The 19,234-nt window shown below is 44.5% G+C and carries 15 protein-coding genes; all 15 read left to right on the top strand.

Annotated features, from left to right (window positions below; genetic code table 11):
• Nucleotides 1-110: 110 nt before the first annotated feature.
• The 15 genes from GXO74_02980 (at nt 111) to cysQ (ending at nt 19,232) form a co-directional block, all read left to right on the top strand.
• On the top strand, nt 111-1,508 hold the full coding sequence (locus GXO74_02980; GenBank protein ID NOZ60623.1) for a bifunctional UDP-3-O-[3-hydroxymyristoyl] N-acetylglucosamine deacetylase/3-hydroxyacyl-ACP dehydratase: 1,398 nt from the start codon (nt 111-113) through the stop codon (nt 1,506-1,508).
• Nucleotides 1,509-1,611: 103 nt separating this feature from the next.
• On the top strand, nt 1,612-2,460 hold the full coding sequence (gene lpxA, locus GXO74_02975; GenBank protein NOZ60622.1) for an acyl-ACP--UDP-N-acetylglucosamine O-acyltransferase: 849 nt from the start codon (nt 1,612-1,614) through the stop codon (nt 2,458-2,460).
• 75 nt (nt 2,461-2,535) lie between these two features.
• Nucleotides 2,536-3,354: a lipoate--protein ligase family protein gene (locus GXO74_02970; protein NOZ60621.1), complete on the top strand. Its 819-nt coding sequence runs from the start codon at nt 2,536-2,538 to the stop codon at nt 3,352-3,354.
• On the top strand, nt 3,351-4,214 hold the full coding sequence (locus GXO74_02965) for a hypothetical protein (protein NOZ60620.1): 864 nt from the start codon (nt 3,351-3,353) through the stop codon (nt 4,212-4,214). The genes GXO74_02970 and GXO74_02965 overlap by 4 nt, the downstream gene beginning before the upstream one ends.
• 69 nt (nt 4,215-4,283) lie before the next feature.
• Nucleotides 4,284-5,459, top strand: coding sequence for a 1-deoxy-D-xylulose-5-phosphate reductoisomerase (locus tag GXO74_02960; protein NOZ60619.1), 1,176 nt, complete (start codon nt 4,284-4,286; stop codon nt 5,457-5,459).
• Between the two features lie 132 nt (nt 5,460-5,591).
• On the top strand, nt 5,592-6,869 hold the full coding sequence (gene rseP, locus GXO74_02955) for an RIP metalloprotease RseP (protein ID NOZ60618.1): 1,278 nt from the start codon (nt 5,592-5,594) through the stop codon (nt 6,867-6,869).
• Nucleotides 6,870-7,071: 202 nt separating this feature from the next.
• Entirely contained in the window at nt 7,072-8,244 is a 1,173-nt protein-coding gene (locus tag GXO74_02950; GenBank protein NOZ60617.1) for a pyridoxal phosphate-dependent aminotransferase, read from the top strand.
• 42 nt (nt 8,245-8,286) lie between these two features.
• A complete protein-coding gene (gcvT, locus tag GXO74_02945) occupies nt 8,287-9,375 on the top strand; it encodes a glycine cleavage system aminomethyltransferase GcvT (protein NOZ60616.1) in 1,089 nt (362 codons plus the stop codon).
• Nucleotides 9,376-9,624: 249 nt separating this feature from the next.
• The gene (locus GXO74_02940; GenBank protein ID NOZ60615.1) at nt 9,625-10,392 is read left to right on the top strand and encodes a 2-phosphosulfolactate phosphatase; all 768 of its coding nucleotides are present in this window, start codon (nt 9,625-9,627) and stop codon (nt 10,390-10,392) included.
• Nucleotides 10,389-12,719: a DNA translocase FtsK gene (locus GXO74_02935; protein NOZ60614.1), complete on the top strand. Its 2,331-nt coding sequence runs from the start codon at nt 10,389-10,391 to the stop codon at nt 12,717-12,719. The genes GXO74_02940 and GXO74_02935 overlap by 4 nt, the downstream gene beginning before the upstream one ends.
• Nucleotides 12,720-12,804: 85 nt before the next feature.
• Nucleotides 12,805-13,449: an outer membrane lipoprotein carrier protein LolA gene (locus tag GXO74_02930; protein ID NOZ60613.1), complete on the top strand. Its 645-nt coding sequence runs from the start codon at nt 12,805-12,807 to the stop codon at nt 13,447-13,449.
• 626 nt (nt 13,450-14,075) lie between these two features.
• Entirely contained in the window at nt 14,076-16,454 is a 2,379-nt protein-coding gene (locus GXO74_02925) for a polysaccharide biosynthesis tyrosine autokinase (GenBank protein NOZ60612.1), read from the top strand.
• Between the two features lie 343 nt (nt 16,455-16,797).
• A complete protein-coding gene (locus tag GXO74_02920) occupies nt 16,798-17,148 on the top strand; it encodes a hypothetical protein (GenBank protein NOZ60611.1) in 351 nt (116 codons plus the stop codon).
• A gap of 416 nt (nt 17,149-17,564) precedes the next feature.
• Nucleotides 17,565-18,128, top strand: a complete 564-nt coding sequence (locus GXO74_02915; GenBank protein NOZ60610.1) for a UpxY family transcription antiterminator — start codon at nt 17,565-17,567, stop codon at nt 18,126-18,128.
• A 378-nt stretch (nt 18,129-18,506) separates the two neighbouring features.
• On the top strand, nt 18,507-19,232 hold the full coding sequence (gene cysQ / locus GXO74_02910; GenBank protein NOZ60609.1) for a 3'(2'),5'-bisphosphate nucleotidase CysQ: 726 nt from the start codon (nt 18,507-18,509) through the stop codon (nt 19,230-19,232).
• Nucleotides 19,233-19,234 lie beyond the last annotated feature (2 nt).

The following is a 19,234-nucleotide window of genomic DNA, read 5'->3' as shown; positions in this document are numbered from 1 at the left end:
CTAAGTAGCATTGATTGCCTGAAATTATCTAATTATCAATAGTAAGTTTTCAATCAAACTGATTAATGGGAGAAAAATGAGTTGCCAGTTGCATCAGGAAGGGAGTTTTAATGCTTAAAAATCAACGAACGATAAAGAAAGCTGTCTCTATTTCAGGAGTGGGGCTTCACACCGGGAATCCAGCGACTCTTACATTCAAGCCGGCGTCTGAGAATTCCGGCATTCGGTTCAAACGATTGGACATCGAAAATAGTCCGGAGATTTTAGCGGATATTGATCACGTCGTGGATATTTCCCGCGGCACAACCATCGGGCAAAATGGCGTCAATGTTCACACCGTTGAACATGTTTTGGCGGCGATTGCCGGGCTGGAAATTGACAATATTTTAGTCGAACTGACGAATAACGAACCGCCGGTTGGCGACGGCAGCGCCATGCCGTTTGTGAAAATTTTGCAGGAGGCGGGTTTTGAAAGGCAATCGACACCGAAAAATTACATTGTTATCGAGAAAACAATTGCGTATCATGATGATGATCGCAAAATAGATATCGTTGTTGTGCCGTCGGATCAGTTTAGAATCACATTCATGGTAGATTATCAAAATCCGGCATTGGGCACACAATACACTTCGCTGTATTCATTGGAGGATGAATTTATCAAAGATTTTGCGCCGGCTCGCACATTTTGTTTTTTGCACGAAGTGGAAATGTTAAAGGAACAAGGTTTGATTAAAGGCGGCAATGTGGATAATGCTATCGTTATCATTGATCGCAAAATTGACGAAAGTGAATTCGGCAGATTGAAAACTTTGTTTAATATTCCCGAATCCGTTATTTTGGGAGAAAATGGCATTTTGGACGGAAAAGAACTGCGTTTTGTCAATGAGCCGGTGCGCCATAAAGCGCTGGATTTGATCGGGGATTTAGCTTTGTTGGGCGCTCCGCTCATCGGTCACATTATGGCTGCGCGTTCCGGTCATGCGGCAAATGTGGAGCTGGTCAAGTTGCTGCGCAAAGAATTTGAAAAAAAGAAAATTGTTTCGAAGTATCAAAAACGAGCGGCGGGCAAAGGCGTTGTATTGGACATCAATGCCATTCACAAAATTTTGCCTCATCGTTATCCGTTTCTGTTGGTGGATAAAATTATCGATCTGGTGCCTAAAGAACGCGTGGTGGGCATTAAAAATGTCACGGCAAACGAGCCATTTTTCATGGGGCATTTTCCCGGACATCCGGTGATGCCCGGCGTGCTGATAATTGAATCGATGGCGCAGGTTGGCGGCATTCTTTTGCTGGATGCCGAGGAGGATTCGTCCAATAAGTTAGTGTATTTTACGGGAATTGACAATGTGAAATTTCGCAAGCCGGTCATCCCCGGCGACCAATTGCGATTTGAGTTGGACATGGTGAAATATCGGCGCTCCATTTGCAAAATGGTGGGCAAAGGTTTCGTGGGCGAAAATTTGGTCGTTGAGGCTGAACTGTCGGCGGCGGTTGTTGATCGATAAGGTCGCAGCGCAGCAGCAAAAAAAATCAGTGCAGAGTCGCAAAGCGCGCAGAGGAAAAAAACTAATTAATATGCTTTATGTTCTTCGCGTCTTTGCGGTAAGAATGACTTTAGCAGAAAAACGAGAAGGCGATTTTAATACTATTAATGACAAGAACTTTATTTCGCAAGGAGGCTGTTTGGTGCAAATTCATCCGACGGCAGTGATTGATCCAAAAGCGCAATTGGGGGAAGGTGTTTCTGTTGGTCCATTTTCTGTGATCGAAGGCGATGTGATAATCGGGAATGGCACTGAGATCGGTCCGCATGTTTTTGTTCATTCAGGCGTGCGCATCGGAAAAAAATGTCGAATTTTCAAAGGTGCCGTTCTCGGTACCGACCCCCAGGATTTGAAATTTGCCGGAGAAAAAACTACGCTCGAAATCGGCGATAACACGACTATTCGAGAATTTTGTAGCTTGAATCGCGGCACTGTACATCGCAAGAAAACTTCCATCGGCAGCAACTGTCTGTTGATGGCTTATGTGCATGTAGCACATGATTGCGATATCGGCGATAACGTTATTTTGGCGAACGCAATTAATATGGGAGGGCACGTCGTCATCGAACCGTATGCAGCAGTCGGAGGCATGTCGCCGATTCACCAGTTTGTCCGTGTGGGAAGATATTCTTTCGTCGGCGGCGGATTGCGGGTGAGCAAAGACGTTCCGCCGTATGTTTTGGCGGCTGGCGCGCCATTGCAGTACGCCGGAATCAATCGTGTGGGTCTGTCGCGAAAGGGCTTTTCCAAAGAAGCAATGGAAGCAATTCGCCAAGCGTACAAGACGATTTACCGCTCAGGGATGAACACGTCCCAGGCTTTGCAAGAATTGAACAAACAACAAAATCCCATTGCGGAAGTAAAAACTATTATCGAATTTATTGAATCTTCCGAGCGCGGGATTATTCGATAAAAAGTGTGCAGTAGCAAAATAATTTGAAGGAATGCGTGTATTTCAACGGATGCAGGTAATTTCTCAGCGAATGCGATGGATGAATGGCGTTTTTTGAATACCGGTTTTGGCGATGGCTTCAACAATATGGTCATCGATGAGATTTTAGCGACGAAAATTGTACCTGAAACGAAAATACCGATTTTTCGTCTCTATCGCTGGCGACCTTATGCAATTTCTTTGGGTTATCATCAAGATGTGAACGAATTTAATCTGGAGTTGTGCGCGCGGGATAATATCGATTTAGTGCGCCGCCCGACTGGCGGGAGAGCGGTTTTTCACGCGGAAGAGATGACCTACAGCGTCGTGATTCCCAAAGGGCATCCGTTTTTTGCGGAAGATATTTTCACTACTTACAATAAAATCAGTCGGGGATTGTTGCAGGGATTGCGGTCGTTCGGCGTGGACGCTGAACTGGTTCGCCGGGAAGATAATGAAGCGAAAAGTGCCGAATACAAGCAGAGCGTGCCTTGTTTTTCCACGTCGGCGCGATTTGAGATTGCCTTTGGCGGCAAAAAACTTGTTGGCAGTGCCCAGCGGAGGTACGAAAATTCGATCTTGCAGCACGGCTCAATTTTGACGGGCACGTTCCATTTGAATCTGGCGAAATATGTTAAGTTGAAAACTGGGATCACAGAAGAAAGTTTCCGGGAGCAGTTAGACAAAAAGACTGTCACTATTTCTCAAATTTTATCGAAACCTGTAGCTTGGGAGGCGTTAGCGGAGGCGTTGCAGGCGGGTTTCCAAAAAAAATTCAATATCCGATTTATTGATAGCCAACTTACCCCTCGGGAAATGGCAGAGGTGGAAAAAAGGAAGAAAACTTACCCAAACATGAGGAGGAAACCGTCATGAAACGTAACACATTCACGCTCTTTTTGGCCTTGCTGTTTGTTTTGAGTTTTGCCGTGATCAGTTCGGCTCAGGATTTGAACCTGGAAGAAATGGTGCTTCCCCCGAATTATGGCTCAAAACCAGCAAATGAAGCCCAGATGGAAACGCAGTCCAATTTGGACGAAGTCATTCAGCCGTTATTGGACTTGTTCGGTTTTTACAGCGGCGGCGGCTTGTACCACACCGCAGACATTCACGGAACCGGCGGATTTGACGTGGGTTTGCGAGTTATTACAATGATGGTGAAAAATGATCAGAAACCGCCGCTTCCATTTCCAAACGACGAAAATCTGAACGGCGGCGTTTTTCGCGATATGACGCTGATGCCGCTGCCGGTGCTGCAAGCCAGTCTGGGATTGCCGGGGAATATTGAAGCGACCGGTCGATTTTTTACTTATCCCATGGGCGATGGGGACAAAAAAGGAAATATTACTCTGATCGGAATCGGCGTCAAGTACGGTCTGCTGCAAAATATGTTATTGCCGCGGGTCGCAATTGTCGGCGCGTACCACTATCTCACGGTTCCGGCAGACTTCGATTTCGGAAACGTCAGCTCTATTAGCGGCGCCGTTGTTGCGAGCAAAAGTTTTTTGGGCATTTTGGAAGCCTACGGCTCAGTGGGGATTGATTACAATAAATTTGAAGTGGATATGAACCTGCCGGATCCGATCGGCAAAGTAACAAAGAATTACACGAATCAAAACGTTCGCTACATTGTTGGCCTGAAAATTTCGCCCTTCCCGCTGCTGTACATCCATGCGGATTATGATTTCGGAAAGGTGCAAGGCTTTAATGTTGGCGCCGGCGTCAGCTTTAGGTAATAATTATCTCGTCCCCGGTTACGACGTAATCGGGGACTTTTTTCGCACTCTGGATTAGCGCGGACAAAAATGAAACGAATCGCGATACTGGGATCTACCGGATCGATCGGGCGTAATGCGCTGGAAGTGATTGATGCCTATCAGGATGAAATTGAAATAGTTGGTCTCTCCACCCATCAGCGGGTGGATTTGCTTTTTGAACAATGCGTCAAATTTAAACCAAAAGCAGCATGCGTTACCGGCACGAATTCGCCGATTGAAATGATTGAACGCATTCGGAAATTGGGCGTTAAGGTTTTTACCGGAGCGGAGGGACTGAAAGAAATTGCAACCGCTACGGGTGCAAGTATAGTGATCAATGCGCTCGTGGGCGCCATCGGCCTGGTTCCCACGCTGGCGGCAATTGAAAAAAAAATCGACATTGCCCTTGCCAATAAAGAGACGCTGGTGATGGCGGGCGAATTGGTCACGAGTTTCGCCGCGCAAAAAGGCGTGCGTTTGCTGCCGGTGGACAGCGAGCACAGCGCGATTTTTCAGTGTTTGCAGGGTGAAAATATTCAATCTGTGCGGCGATTGATTTTAACGGCGTCGGGCGGTCCTTTTTACAAATTATCCCAAGATGAGCTAAAAAGGGTCACCATCGAGCAGGCGCTCAAGCATCCGAACTGGGAAATGGGACATAAGATTACTATTGACTCCGCCACGCTCATGAACAAAGGGCTGGAAGTCATCGAAGCGTATTGGTTGTTCAAAATTCCTGTTTCACGGATCGACGTGGTTATTCATCCTCAGTCCATTATTCACTCGTTTGTGGAATTTATCGACGGCTCTGTCAAGGCGCAGTTGGGCGCGCCGGACATGAAGCTACCCATTCAATACGCATTGACTTATCCCGAAAGATGGGAGTTGAAAGCCGAACGGGTGAATTTTGCGGAGTTAAAACAATTTACTTTTGAAAAGCCGGATTTTGACAAATTTCCGGCGTTGCGGTTGGCGTATCAGGCAATACAGGAAGGCGGTACGGCGCCGGCGGCGCTCAATGCCGCTAATGAAGTAGCGGTACAAAACTTTCTCCGAAAACGGATCCCGTTCCTGGATATTGCGCGCTATGTGGATCGAGCGCTGCAAAAACATTCGGTGATTTTGCAGCCGGCATTGGAAGATATTTTGGCTGCCGACTTGTGGGCGAGAAATTTTGTGAATGAGGCAATTGATCGGGAAGAGATTTTGCCGGTGAGTTTTTAAAAAATATGTGCTAAATCGGAAATAATTTTCAATGATCAAATTCCGAATTGTCAACATGAGAGAAACATTTGATTTGAGTTTTTTCAATTTGGGAGTTGGTTTTCTGTAGTTTACTATTTATTGGAGAATTCGATGTTAGAAGCGGCATTAAGATTGATTTTTGTTTTAGGCGTTTTAATTTTTATTCATGAATTAGGCCATTTTTTATTAGCAAAATTGGTTGGTATTCGCGTGGAGCGATTTTCACTGGGATTTCCTCCGCGGATGATTGGCAAGAAGATTGGCGATACCGATTATTGCCTGTCGTGGATTCCGTTGGGCGGATACGTGAAAATGGCGGGCATGATCGACGAAAGTTTGGACGATTCGTCGATCACCGGCGCGCCGGACGAATTCATGTCGAAATCGGCTTTTCAGCGCTTTCTGGTTATTTCCGCGGGACCGATGATGAATATTTTGCTGGCAGTAGCGCTCTTTGCCGCTGTTGCCTATTTTGTCGGTGTGAAAGAGCCGGTCGGTTTGGTGGTTGACGAAATGCGTTCAGAACAAGTAGCCCAGATGACAGGGTTGGCTGCCGGCGATCAGATCGAAACAATTAACGGCAAATCTGTCAAAGATATTGGAAATTTCCAGGAGTTTGCGGCCGAGGATGCGGAAATAACTATCACCGCCAAACGCGACACGCAACTCATTACGCAAACTTTTCCCGCGATGTGGATGGATAGCCTTGTTTTTTCGCTGCCTCCGGTGGTGGGAGGTTTGATTGAAGGATCTCCGGCGCAGGGAGCAGGCTTGCAGAGCGGAGACCGAATCGTTTCCATTGAGAATCAGCCGATTAAAACCTGGACGCAATTGACGGAAATCGTGCACAAGCATCCACAAGAGCCCCTTTCAATTGTCTGGGAGCGCGACGGACGGCAATTTTCCGCTGAAATCACTCCCGAATTGAAGGAGCAACAAGGGCAAAAAATGGGATTGATCGGCATCAGTTATCCGGTGAAAGAAAAACATTTCGGAGTGCTTCAGTCTGTGGGTCATGGTTTCAGCTATTGTTGGTTTATCACCAGATTGACTTATCAATACGTCAAATTGGTGATCAAAGGCGAGAAGTCGTTCAAAGATGCCTTTGGCGGCCCAATTATGATTGCTAAAATGGCGCGGGACAGCGCCGCGCAGGGCGAGTCAAATTTTATCATTTTTCTGGCGTTCATTAGTTTGAATTTGGGCTTGATCAATTTATTGCCGATCCCGGCGCTGGATGGCGGTCATCTTTTCTTTTTGTTGATTGAGGCGATAATTCGACGGCCTATTCCCACCAAGACGAAGCTGGTGATCCAGCAGGTGGGAATGGTAATTTTGATTGCGTTCATGATTTTTGTAATCATAAACGATATCGGAAGGCTGCGATAAGCAAATGAAAATTGAAAGCCGGTCCCTTTTGGGCGCTGGCTTTTTTTATTTAAAGCAGAAAAACACTTGACAAAAAATATTTTTTTTGTTATCTTGATTTATAATAAAAAGAGGCATTTGCTCTGTTTTTGCTAATTTTTAATTACAAAACAGGATAAATTCATAATAAAATTTTATTTGAAGAAAACGAAGGGGAGTCGCTATGGTGAAGTTAGCCGACAGAATGGCTCGATTGGGTACTGAAACTGCTTTCGAGGTTTTGGCGAAAGCGAAAGCTTTGGAAGCGCAGGGGAAAGAAGTGATTCATCTGGAAATTGGCGAACCTGATTTTGACACGCCGAGAAATATCATAGATGCGGCAATAAAAGCGCTGAATGAAGGTCAGACGCATTACGGCCCGGCACAGGGATTGCCTGCGCTTCGCGATGCGCTTGCCGAAGATATGAGCAAAAGAAGAAATATTAAAATTACTCCGGATCAGATTGTGGTAACTCCCGGCGGAAAACCAATCATGTTTTTTACTATTTTAGCGCTGGTGAACGAAGGCGACGAAGTAATGTATCCGAATCCCGGTTTTCCGATTTATGAATCGGTGATTGATTTTGTCGGCGCAAAATCGGTTCCCTATCCGCTTCGCGAAGAAAAGGAGTTTAGCTTTGACGTGGACGAGTTTATGTCTCTGATCACTGATAAGACGAAATTGATTATTCTGAATAGTCCGCAGAATCCGACCGGTGGAATTTTGACCAGGGAAGACCTTGAGGCGGTCGCTAAAGTCGCAATGGAAAAAGATATTTACATTTTATCCGATGAAATTTACATCAACATCATTTACGAAGGACAGCACCAGTCCATTGCTTCCATTCCCGGAATGCAGGAACGGACGACCATTTTGGACGGTTTTTCCAAAACTTATGCCATGACCGGCTGGCGTCTGGGCTACGGCGCCATGCCTGCTGATTTGGCGGAAAAAGTGACGCAACTGCAAATTAACAGCAATTCCTGTACGGCGACTTTTTCACAATACGGAGCGTTGGAAGCGGTGGTAGGGCCGCAGGCTGAAGTTGAGCACATGGTTGCTGAATTCAAGAAACGCCGCGATGCCATTGTCGACGGACTGAATCAAATATCCGGTATCAGTTGTCTCAGACCTCACGGCGCATTTTACGTTTTTCCAAACATCAAAGAATTAGGCGTTGACGGCAAAGAGTTTGCAAATCTTCTATTGGAAAAATTTGGCGTCGCTGCGTTGAGCGGCACGGCGTTCGGGAAATACGGCGAGGGTTATCTGCGGTTTTCTTACGCGAATTCAGTTGAAAATATTGAGAAAGCTCTGGATCGAATTGATCAAGCGGTCAAATCATTAAAAAAATAACGGAATGAAATTATTGAGTCGAATTTTGAGGAAGATAGGCCAATGAGAAAGACAGCGCTCTACGAAGTTCATGAAAAACTCGGCGCAAAAATTGTCGAATTTGCCGGCTATCTGATGCCCATTCAATACCGCGGAATTAATGAAGAACATATTCGCGTTCGCAAAACCGTAGGCATGTTCGATGTGTCTCACATGGGACAATTTGAATTTTCCGGAGACAAAGCGGAAGATTTTTTACAATATCTGACCATTAATGATGTTAAATCGCTTGCTGTTTATCAGGCGCAATATAATGCCATGTGTTACGACAACGGCGGCATTGTGGACGATTTGATTATTTATCGCTTCCCGGAAAAATTTTTGATGGTGGTGAATGCCGCTAATATTGAAAAAGACAAACAGTGGATTTTACAGCATTTGTGGAATGGCGTCAAATTTGAAGATCGCAGCGATGAATTTTCCCTCATTGCTATTCAGGGAAGGAACGCCAAAGATGCGCTGAAAAAATTGACCGCAGTGAATCTGGGCGACATCAAAAATTATTGGCTCGCAGAAGGCGCCGTTGCCGACGCCGCGGCGATGATCGCCAGAACTGGTTACACCGGGGAGGACGGATTCGAAGTCATGGTCGCCAACGAGAGCGCGGTCGATGTCTGGAATAAATTGATGGAAGCGGGCAAACCTTACGACATCGAACCCGTCGGACTGGGCGCCAGAGATACGCTGCGCATGGAAGTCAAATATTGTCTTTACGGCAATGACATCGATCAGACGACAAATCCCCTGGAAGCGGGTTTGGGCTGGATAACAAAATTAGATGTGGCGGAAGATTTTGTCGCCAAAGACGCACTGCAACAAATAAAAGCGAATGGCGTCATAAGGAAACTGATCGCTTTTGAATTGCTGGGAAAGGCCATCCCGCGCCATGAGTACAAAATTCTCAATCAGAAAGAGGAAGAAGTCGGCGTTGTCACCAGCGGTATGTTTTCGCCAATGCTGCGAAAACCGATTGGGCTGGGCTATGTTACGAAAGACCTGGCGAAAATCGGGACTGAGTTGATGGTGGATATTCGCGGCAGAAGGATGCCGATGAAAATTGTGAAGCCGCCTTTTTATGAGCGCGATTACTAATGCCGAGTAATTTCTTTCAAATTAAAATTTGAGGCAGGGATGCATTTTGAAATTTGTAATTCAAAAACGTCGCTGCCTTTTTGTATTTTTTAAAAGCTAAAAATTTTTCTCGTGAAAGAAAAAAAATGCTAAAATTCATTTTCCACTTGATTCAGACGTTGTAAATTATTATTTTAAAAATATAAAAACAAACGCCGCGAAAATTAGTGATTTTTACAACGGGAAAACACATGAAAGAGCCGGACGCTTGTGAGAATTGATCTTTTTGTGAACCGGGCGGAGCTTTCGTCTGACAAATTAAATGAACGCCAGATAGCCGTCGTGGTCGATGTGCTGCGCGCGACAACGACCATGGTGACGGCGTTTGCCAACGGATGCAGCGAAATTATTCCTGTGGCGGAAGTCGAACAAGCGCTGCAACAGGCGAAAAATTATCGCGCAAACGAAGTGCTGTTGGGCGGCGAGAGAAACGAACAGGCGCTGCCGGGGTTTGATCTTTCCAACTCGCCATTGGAATATACGACGGATGCGGTAAAAAATAAAACGATTGTGATGACGACTACCAACGGTTCCCAATTATTTGCGCTGGCAGAAATTCCGACAGAAACGATTGTGTGTTCGTTTCTCAATGTGAGCGCTGTGGCGCGCTATTTGCAGAAGAAGGGAAACGATGTCGTATTTTTGTGCGCTGGCAAATATGGAGAATTCGGCTTGGAAGATGTGGTTTGCGGCGGAATGACGATTTCAAAAATAGTGGCTGAAACGCGCGAAAAATTTCAGATGAATGACGGCGCCATCGCCGCCTACAGACTGTATCAATCCTATGACAAAAAAATTAGCCACATGCTTGCCGAAACAAATCATGGCAAGCGGTTGATCGAGATAGGCCGGGGAGCGGATCTTGATTTCGCCGCTCAAGTTGACGCCTACCAAATTGTTCCAGGCTGGAAAAACGGCGCGATTCGTCTGTTAAACAAACCAAAAGAAATTCAACTTAACGGGGATGCCCAGACATGAGCACGCGGAAAAAAATGATCGGTATCGGAATTTTACTCATATCTTTGAGCATTTTCATCTTTTTGAGTTTGCTATTTTTTAGTCAGGCAAAAGATGGGAATGTGTCCGCTGAAACGATGGAGCACCGCATGGGTTTCGCCGGTGGTTGGGTCTCTAAATTTTTATTTGAAAAAACTATCGGTTATGCCAGTTTTATTTTTCCATTACTGATTTTCTTGTGGGGCTTTAATTTTGCTCTGCCGAATCGCATCGTTTTTTTGAAAAAAGTGACGCTTTTTGGTTTGGCTTATGCTTTATTATTTTCAATGGGATATGCGCTTTCATCAATCATTTCCAATTCCTTAAAAGTTCAGGGTTTGGGTTTCATCCCATTTAATCTAATGGATGCGCGCTGGGGGTTGATTGGCGGATCGCTGGCGCGTGTGTTTTTTCGCATTGTCGGAATGGTGGGCAGTCTGGTAATTTTTCCGGCAATCGTAATCATTACAACCGTTTTTGCATTTGAATTCAAGTTAGATGTCATCGTCGGTAAATTGGAGCGCTGGCTCAAGATGGGAGTCGCTTTTGTTACACGAAGATATGATAGAAAAATGTTCAAACCCAAGCGCCCGATTCCTGGATGGCGAGAAATTTTTCAGAGAAAGAAAGGATCTAATAAACGGAAGGATTTTCCGGCAATCAAAATTCCTTCGGACGAACCGCGAGAACCGGCGCCGCAAATTAGCGATATTGAAGCGAAAGCACCGCCTCGTGAGAAACTTCCTGAACCGCCCGCTGCTTCTCCGCGGGAAATAGGGCCGATTGCGAAAATAGCAGGGCCAGAAGCGTTGCGCGGCACGCCTCGCAAATACACGCTTCCGTCTCCCGATTTGTTGGATGCGCCTCCCGAGAATGGGGAGGAAGTTTCCTGGGATGATTTGATGAATAGCGCGAAGACGTTAGAGGAGCGCCTGGCGGATTTTGGCATTCAGGGAAAAGTAGTGGAGATAAATCCCGGGCCTGTCATCACGCGCTATGAGATCGAACCGGCGCCTGGTGTGAAAATATCCAGATTCACCAGTTTATCCGACGATTTGGCTTTAGTGATGCGGGCGAAGCGAATTCGCGTTGTCGCTCCCATACCCGGGAAAGCGGCGATTGGCATCGAAATTCCCAACCGCAAGCCGTCCACAGTTTATTTGCGTTCGATCATCGATTCGGCGCGTTTCCGTTCTAGCGAGTCGCCATTGACGTTGGCGCTGGGGAAAACTATCGCCGGCGATATTTATGTGGATGATTTATCGACAATGCCGCATTTACTCATCGCCGGAGCGACCGGTTCGGGAAAAAGCGTCTGTTTGAACAGTATTATCGCCAGCATTTTGTACAAAGCCACGCCAGATCAGGTGCAATTAGTGATGATTGATCCCAAGCGATTGGAGCTGAGCGTCTATTCGGCGCTGAAGTATCATCATTTAGCCTACCGGCCGGATGTGGGCGAGGAAGTTGTCACCAATCCGTCCAACGCCGTGCCTGTACTGCGGAGTTTGGAGCTTGAGATGGAGCGGCGCTATGAACTTTTGGCAAAGGCAGGCGTGAGACATATAACCGATTACAATAAATGGTTGCACGGAGCAAAATTTGAAACAGAGTCGGAAAAAGAGCTGTTTAAACCCTTGAAATATCTCGTTCTCATCGTGGACGAGCTTGCGGATTTGATGTTGACTGCGGCGCGTGATGTGGAGGAACCAATCGCACGCTTGACACAGATGTCGCGCGCAGTAGGCATTCATCTTATTGTTGCGACTCAGCGACCTTCGGTGGATGTGATTACCGGCGTCATCAAGGCGAATTTTCCGGCGCGGATCGCTTTCCAGGTAGCATCGAAAACGGACTCGCGCACGATTTTGGACATGAACGGCGCTGAAAAGTTGCTTGGTAAAGGCGATATGTTATTTTTGCCGCCGGCAAGTCCGGAACCTGTTCGCGTTCACGCCGCTTTTATTTCGCACGAGGAAGTCAAACGAATTATCAAGCACATTCGCACGCAGCCGATTCAGGAACCGAAATTTGTTTTGCCGGCTGAGGATGAAGTCACCGCGTCGCGATCCGAGCGCTTTGGCAGAAACGATCGCGATGATTTATTCAATGAAGCGCTGAAACTGGTGGTGCGGCATCAGCAAGGGTCGGTTTCTTTGTTGCAGAGAAGATTGAAAGTCGGTTACGCCAGAGCCGCGCGCATCATTGACCAAATGGAAGACGCCGGCTTTGTGGGGCCGTTTGACGGAAGTAAAGCGCGGGAAGTCCTAGTTGATGAAGATTACTTGATAGAGAATGGGTTGATGTAAAAAATAATTGTTACCGGTGCGGACATCGCTGGATTAGCGCAGAATTTATCAAATTGAAGATATAATGAAAAACGAGGGTAACAAAATGAAAAGAATCCTTTGGGGTTTACTGATGACAGTTTTTTTTGTAGTGAACTTTACGGCGCTGAGAGCGGACGTGAAAGCGGATAAAATTGTCAAACAGATTTTAGCAAAATACAAAAATAGCAAAACTTTTAAGGCGGATTTTGAGCAAACTTACTATTGGGTGTTAACTGATAATACAGCGGTACAACGCGGTACAATCTGGTTGGAAGGAAAAGACAAATTTAAAATCCAAACTGAAAATCAACTCATCGTTTCTGACGGAAAAACTGTCTGGACTTATTCGAAAAATACTAACCAGGCGTTAATCGACAACGTGCAAAAAGCAGAGGACATTACTCTGCCCGGGGACGTCATGCTGAGGTTTCTGGACAAATATCGCGCCACTTATATCGGAGAGGAAAGGGCGGATGGAATTGCGTGCCAGCGGTTGGAACTGACTGCTAATAGCGGCGATCAGTTCATTCAGAAGGTTATTCTTTGGGTCGGTAAAAAAGATCCAATCGTGCGCCAAATTGAACAGATCGACCTGAATAAAAATACGAGTACTTATCATTTGAAGGGGATTGAGTTTGATACGCCATTTGCGAAAGATTTTTTTCACTATTCTCCCCCCGATTCGGTGGAAGTTATTGACATGCGCTAGGGATAAATTGGCATTTGTCACTAATGAACAGGCGGGTTTAGGCTCGCCTTTGTCACATTAACGAGGAAGATTTTTGCTTTATTGCCCGCTGATTTTTTATGGCATTATTTTTGTATTAATTAATTCACTAACCAAATATTGTGATTTTTGACCAATTCACTATCATTTTTCTGAATAATTTATCTATTAAACGCAAAATTAAGAATTTTCAACAAATGCATCAACTATTTGAAAATTAAGAAGAAAAGATGTGTTGAGTTGTTAACGATAATAAAACCATGTGATTAAAATAGATAATCTGTAACTATGGGTATTCCGAAAGCCGCTACTTACCAGTACAATCGCTTTTTTGAACGAGCATCATGCTTCAGCATGGTGTTATAATCCAGACCAAAAAGTAAATAGCGGCTGCAGCAGCTTACAAGCTGAATAGTCACGATAATATTTATTTTAATTCCCGGCGCACGAAACGAAAATTGAAATGTGTCATCAAATAATGTGTCTTGTATCACTGAAAAATTTCACTTTGCGCATTATTATTGTCAGTATATTTTTGGCTAATGAAATGACGAGCTTGAACACTTATTGCGCCGGGACCTGGGAAAAAAATCGGGGAGTTTTTTGTAATGGAAAAAATGGATTTTAGCGGAGAGCGCCAGCTCTCGATTCAAGATTACATCCGCATCATTTATCGTGGCCGATGGATAATTCTCATATCCTTTGTCACAGTGCTTTTTTTCGTCAGCTACTACACATTCACGGCGACGCCGATTTATCGTTCAACGGTCAAAGTGATGGTCAAGGACAATGGCGGAGTCCAGAAAACTTTGTTTAATGTTGTTGATTATATGGAAAAAGAGAAAAAAATCAACAACGAGGTGGAAATTTTGAAGAGCCGCATCTTAGCGGAAAACGTTGTCCAAGAGCTTTACAATTCGGACAAAGCGGATCAGCTAATTATTCTGGGCAATGCCTCGCCTAAAAAAAGCAAGGGTTTTGGTTTTTTTAGAGCGATAAAATCCTTTCTCTCCGCATTGTTTTCTGAAAATAACAAAAATACGCTGCCAACAGCGGATTCTGAAAATTTGAAACATCAAAGAATTGTGAGCAGTTTGCAGGGCAGAATCGTCATCGAACCGGTGCGTAACACGGACATGATAGACATTAGTTTGACTGCCGAATCGCCGGAAGAAGCGGCATTTTTGGCGAACACTGTCGCTCGTGTTTATCAGGAGCAAAACCAGTCTGAGAGCCGCGAAGAAGTGCGCAAGGTAAAGGATTTCCTGCAGAATCAGCTCAATATGTTTCAGGCGCAACTGCACAAGTCAGAACAGGCGTTGAAAGACTACCAGGAAAAGAAAAAAGTGATCGCGCTGCCCAAGGAAGTCGAAGAGATGGTGACAAAATTAGCTGAATTTGAATCCATGTTTCACGGCGTCGAGATAGAGCTCAATTCCAATAAAGAACGTCTGGCTTATATTGATAAGCAACTGGAACAAAACAGACAGTACATCAATATGGACAATATTTTGAAGGCGCCGTTGCTGGACGAGTTGAGCCAACAGATGGCAGAGTTGCAGACGAAAAGAGCAAAATACATCGCCGCGCTCATGGACGAAGGCGTGTACGATCCTGCCAATCCTGACAGTAAATTGCGGCAATTTGACGAGCAGGAAAAGGTGATCCGGGAAAAATATAAATCCGAAATCACACAACTGGCCAGCGTGGAAACCGTCGATCCGTTAGCCATGTCACAAAACTTGTTGCAAAGAAAATTAGAAATTGAGGCGACTATTCAATCATTGCTGCCCAAGATAAAAACATTGAAATCCATTGTTGACGACTATAATGCAGACCTGGAGAAAGTGCCGCAACGCTCTCTGGAATTAGCGCGTCTGGAGCGGGCGGCAAAGCTGGACGAAAAGATAACGCTGATGATGAAGGAGAAATACGAGGAAAGCAGAATTACTGAAGTGGGCCAGCTCGGAAACGTGCGCATTATTGATCCGGCGAGAGCAAATTACATTCCCATTTCGCCAAAAAAGAAGATGAATCTGATTCTGGGTATCATCGTTGGTCTCGGTCTGGGCTTCGGCATCACTTTTTTGCTGGAATATTTTGATAATTCGGTCAAATCTCCCGACGAAATTGAACGGATGGGTTTGTCAATTTTGGGCACAATCCCGGTCATTCAACTGGATGAAGCGATGCGCAAAGTAAATCAAAATGGAGACAATGGATTTACGAGGAACGGAAATTTCTCTGAAGCACGCGTCATCGCCGGCAGGCTCATTACCCATTTCGCACCGAAATCGCCCATTGCCGAGGCGTATCGATCGCTGCGTACAAGCATCCAGTTCTCCCGCGCCGACAAACCTCTGAAAACTATAGTTTTTACTTCTGCCGAACCCAAAGAAGGAAAATCGACGACGGTCGTCAATTTAGCCATTGCGATTGCTCAATTAGGCTCGCGGGTGCTGTTGGTGGACAGTGATCTGCGCCGGCCGGTGATTCATTCTATTTTTGATTTAGATCGTTCGCGCGGGTTATCAAATTTTCTCATCGGAAAAATTTCATTGGATGAGGCAATATTCGAGTCTGACGTTGACAATCTCAATATTATGCCCAGCGGCACGCTTCCGCCGAATCCGTCTGAGTTGCTCGGTTCAGTCGCTATGAAAAATTGTATTGCTGAATTAAAAAATCGCTTCGATGTCGTGTTGTTTGACAGTCCGCCAGTGTTGGCAGTGACCGACGCCGTTATTTTGAGCTCGGAAGTTGACGGCGTTGTCGTTGTTATTAAAGAAGGGCAGACGAATCGCGAGGCGGTTAAAAGGTGCTACGGCATTCTGCAAAAAATACCTAACCGGCTGCTGGGCGCTGTGCTGAATGGAATTCATGTGAACGGTTTTCATGGCTACGGATACTATTACTATTATCATTACAATTACTATGGCAAAGAACAAAAACAGAAGAAAAAAAACATGCTCAAAAAAGATTATTAATGAAATGAGTTCAGAATTGCTTTTTTATTGATTACAATTAAAATTGAATCTCGGTCTTGAAAAAATATTTTTAATGTTAGCTGTGCGCCACAAATGAAAAATTGATGAAATACAATTTTTTTGTTTTCTTGAAAATGAAAATAGCAAGCGATTAATTATTAATTGATAGGTAAAGTGGTTAAGTTTACGAAATAATTGTTGACTTTGAAAATAAAATTTCTTAAATTTAGCACTAATAAAAGATAGAATAGAATTTGATTTAGCAACTTAAGTTTAACAACTACAAACAAACAAGTTTTTTTTCAGTTAATTCAACTAGTTTATTAACAACTCGTAAGGTGGTATGATGAAAAGTGCAAGTTTAAGTTTTCCGCGGAACACATTGAATCAAGCGGAGAAAGCGCTGAAAGGGTGGAAAGATTTAAAGGAGCAAATTAACGTTCCCAATATGTCGATCAATGAATTTGAGAAACAATTGGCGGACGCAACCAAAAAGGTTGAACTGGCAGAGCGATTGAAAATTGAGCGGAGTCAGGCAGTCAAGGTTCGCAACGAAAGCTTGAAAGTTGTCTGGGATCTGACCAAAAGAGTTCGCAACGCGGCAAAAGCAACCTTTGGCGACAGTTCCAAAGAAATTGAAAAATTCGGCGGTAAATCTTCCCGCAGACGCTCACGAAAGTCGGATGAATTTTAGTTTCGAGATAGTTGCTCCTTCATGATGTTGTTCCCAATGATGATTGAAGTAAAATTTTTGACATAAAAAAGCTCAAGCTTGGTAAGAGTTTGGGCTTTTTACATTTGATTTTGCTGCAAAAATGGACTATTTTCAAAAATGCCAGGCAATAGCAAGCTGTATCATCAATAGCTCTCGTCCCAGCGTTGTTTTGACAAATACCCGGTTAGAGTGGACTCATATTCTAAAACCGGAGAAATGCTTCATTACTTAAAAAATGGCAGGTTGGTTTTTAAAAGATGAAGGGACGTCGCACCGATTTCATCGGTTGGCTGGCACTATTATTGCTTAGAACATTCTAATTTAAATCCAGCGCGTGAATTTTGGTCATAAAGCATACGTCGGAATCTTTTTTAGCAATAAGGATAATAATCATTATGCCTCAATTTTTATCGCATTCCATCTTTGGCGAGTTGAACCAAATCCCTCATTGGTACGCAATCTCCACAAAAGCGCGACATGAAAAAAAAGTTTTTGAGCGGCTGACAAATAAAAAAATCAATGTTTACTTGCCGCTGCAGAAAAAATACCGAAAATGGAGCGACCGCTACAAGCTTGTCGATGAACCATTGTTTAGCTGCTACATTTTTGTGCGTATCGCCCTCAAAAACAGGCTGGATGTTTTACAGACCGACGGCGTGGTGCGCATTGTTTCTTTCAATGGAATCCCGGCGACGATTCCGGATTCTCAGTTTGAGGCAATCAAACGCGCGCTGGAAGAACATCCCGGCGATGTGGAGAAAATAGATTATTTGACGCCAGGCCAGCGCGTGGAAGTCATTCAGGGATCGCTTAAGGGAATTCAGGGCACGCTGGTTCAGGTCAAAAACAAGCATCGGCTTGTTTTGCGCATCGATTCTATCATGCAAGCCATTTCCGTCGACATCGACTTTCGTGATGTGAAAATTCTGAACGATGAGATGATGGAACACGCTAATTAAACCAGATATACTTATTTCAAAAATAAAAGACAAAATAATTTTATTAATGTGCTTACTCTAAAAAAGAGTTAAAGGTTAAAATCCTCAATTTTTTCTGTTAAGCTATTTTGTCACCAAACTGATGCATGGTGTTATCAATTAAAAATATGAATGATCAGCTAGAAAATATTCTTGTAAATATTACGTTTAAAAACAATGTAGGGGAAGCATATATGCGTCCCCTACAACCTAATTTCAATAAAAATAGTTGATCGTAAAATTTAACTGGTCATTGGTATTAAAAATGATTGACGCTGATAAATTTAATTGTAATGAAAAATTGTGGCAATACAACAGGGGAGGACAACTGTGAATATTGACATCAAAGACATCATCGACATGTCGCTGGAAGCGGGCAACGCAATCATGGAAGTTTACCAATCCGGCGATTTTAACGTTGAGATCAAAGATGATAATTCACCTTTGACGCGCGCTGACAGCGCTTCTCACGAAATCATCAAAGCCCGTCTTCAGGAAAAATATCCGGAAATTCCGCTGATGTCCGAAGAGGGAAAAGAAATTCCTGATGAGCAACGCAAAAATTGGGAGATTTTCTGGCTGGTTGATCCTCTTGACGGCACCAAAGAATTCATCAAACGAAACGGCGAGTTTACCGTAAATATCGCGCTCATTCGTAACAATTATCCGGTGCTGGGAGTAATTTTCGCGCCGGTGTTGAATACATTGTATTTCGGAGAAGCCGGCAAGGGCTGCTATAAACAGCTACTCGGCGAAAAAGCCAGTCCCATTCATGTTGCTGATGGTTCTGCCGATGGCGTTATTGCGGTGAAAAGCCGTTCCCATTCTTCCGAAGATGAAGAAAAAGTTTTGCGCCAGTGGAATATCGTGGACACAATTAACAAGGGCAGTTCTCTGAAATTCTGTATGGTCGCCGAAGGGAAAGCGCATATTTACTACCGTCATGGCCCGACATGGGAATGGGATACCGGCGCCGGACAGGCGATTGTCGAAGCTGCCGGCGGAACGGTGACTGCTAATGGCGAAAGATTGCGTTACAACAAGCAAATTATCAAAAACGGTTCGTTTCTGGTGAAAAATGAATAAGC

It is taken from the genome of Calditrichota bacterium, from assembly GCA_013152715.1.
In the GTDB taxonomy this organism is placed as follows: Bacteria; Zhuqueibacterota; Zhuqueibacteria; order Thermofontimicrobiales; family Thermofontimicrobiaceae; genus 4484-87.
This window is presented reverse-complemented; position numbering and strand designations above follow the sequence as displayed.

Bases quoted from the DNA above. Each gene is read 5' to 3' on its own strand.
- GXO74_02980 (NOZ60623.1), top strand. From the start codon at position 111: ATGCTTAAAAATCAACGAACGATAAAGAAAGCTGTCTCTATTTCAGGA.
- lpxA (NOZ60622.1), top strand. From the start codon at position 1,612: ATGACTTTAGCAGAAAAACGAGAAGGCGATTTTAATACTATTAATGAC.
- GXO74_02970 (NOZ60621.1), top strand. From the start codon at position 2,536: ATGGATGAATGGCGTTTTTTGAATACCGGTTTTGGCGATGGCTTCAAC.
- GXO74_02965 (NOZ60620.1), top strand. From the start codon at position 3,351: ATGAAACGTAACACATTCACGCTCTTTTTGGCCTTGCTGTTTGTTTTG.
- GXO74_02960 (NOZ60619.1), top strand. From the start codon at position 4,284: ATGAAACGAATCGCGATACTGGGATCTACCGGATCGATCGGGCGTAAT.
- rseP (NOZ60618.1), top strand. From the start codon at position 5,592: ATGTTAGAAGCGGCATTAAGATTGATTTTTGTTTTAGGCGTTTTAATT.
- GXO74_02950 (NOZ60617.1), top strand. From the start codon at position 7,072: ATGGTGAAGTTAGCCGACAGAATGGCTCGATTGGGTACTGAAACTGCT.
- gcvT (NOZ60616.1), top strand. From the start codon at position 8,287: ATGAGAAAGACAGCGCTCTACGAAGTTCATGAAAAACTCGGCGCAAAA.
- GXO74_02935 (NOZ60614.1), top strand. From the start codon at position 10,389: ATGAGCACGCGGAAAAAAATGATCGGTATCGGAATTTTACTCATATCT.
- GXO74_02930 (NOZ60613.1), top strand. From the start codon at position 12,805: ATGAAAAGAATCCTTTGGGGTTTACTGATGACAGTTTTTTTTGTAGTG.
- GXO74_02925 (NOZ60612.1), top strand. From the start codon at position 14,076: ATGGAAAAAATGGATTTTAGCGGAGAGCGCCAGCTCTCGATTCAAGAT.
- GXO74_02920 (NOZ60611.1), top strand. From the start codon at position 16,798: ATGATGAAAAGTGCAAGTTTAAGTTTTCCGCGGAACACATTGAATCAA.
- GXO74_02915 (NOZ60610.1), top strand. From the start codon at position 17,565: ATGCCTCAATTTTTATCGCATTCCATCTTTGGCGAGTTGAACCAAATC.
- cysQ (NOZ60609.1), top strand. From the start codon at position 18,507: ATGTCGCTGGAAGCGGGCAACGCAATCATGGAAGTTTACCAATCCGGC.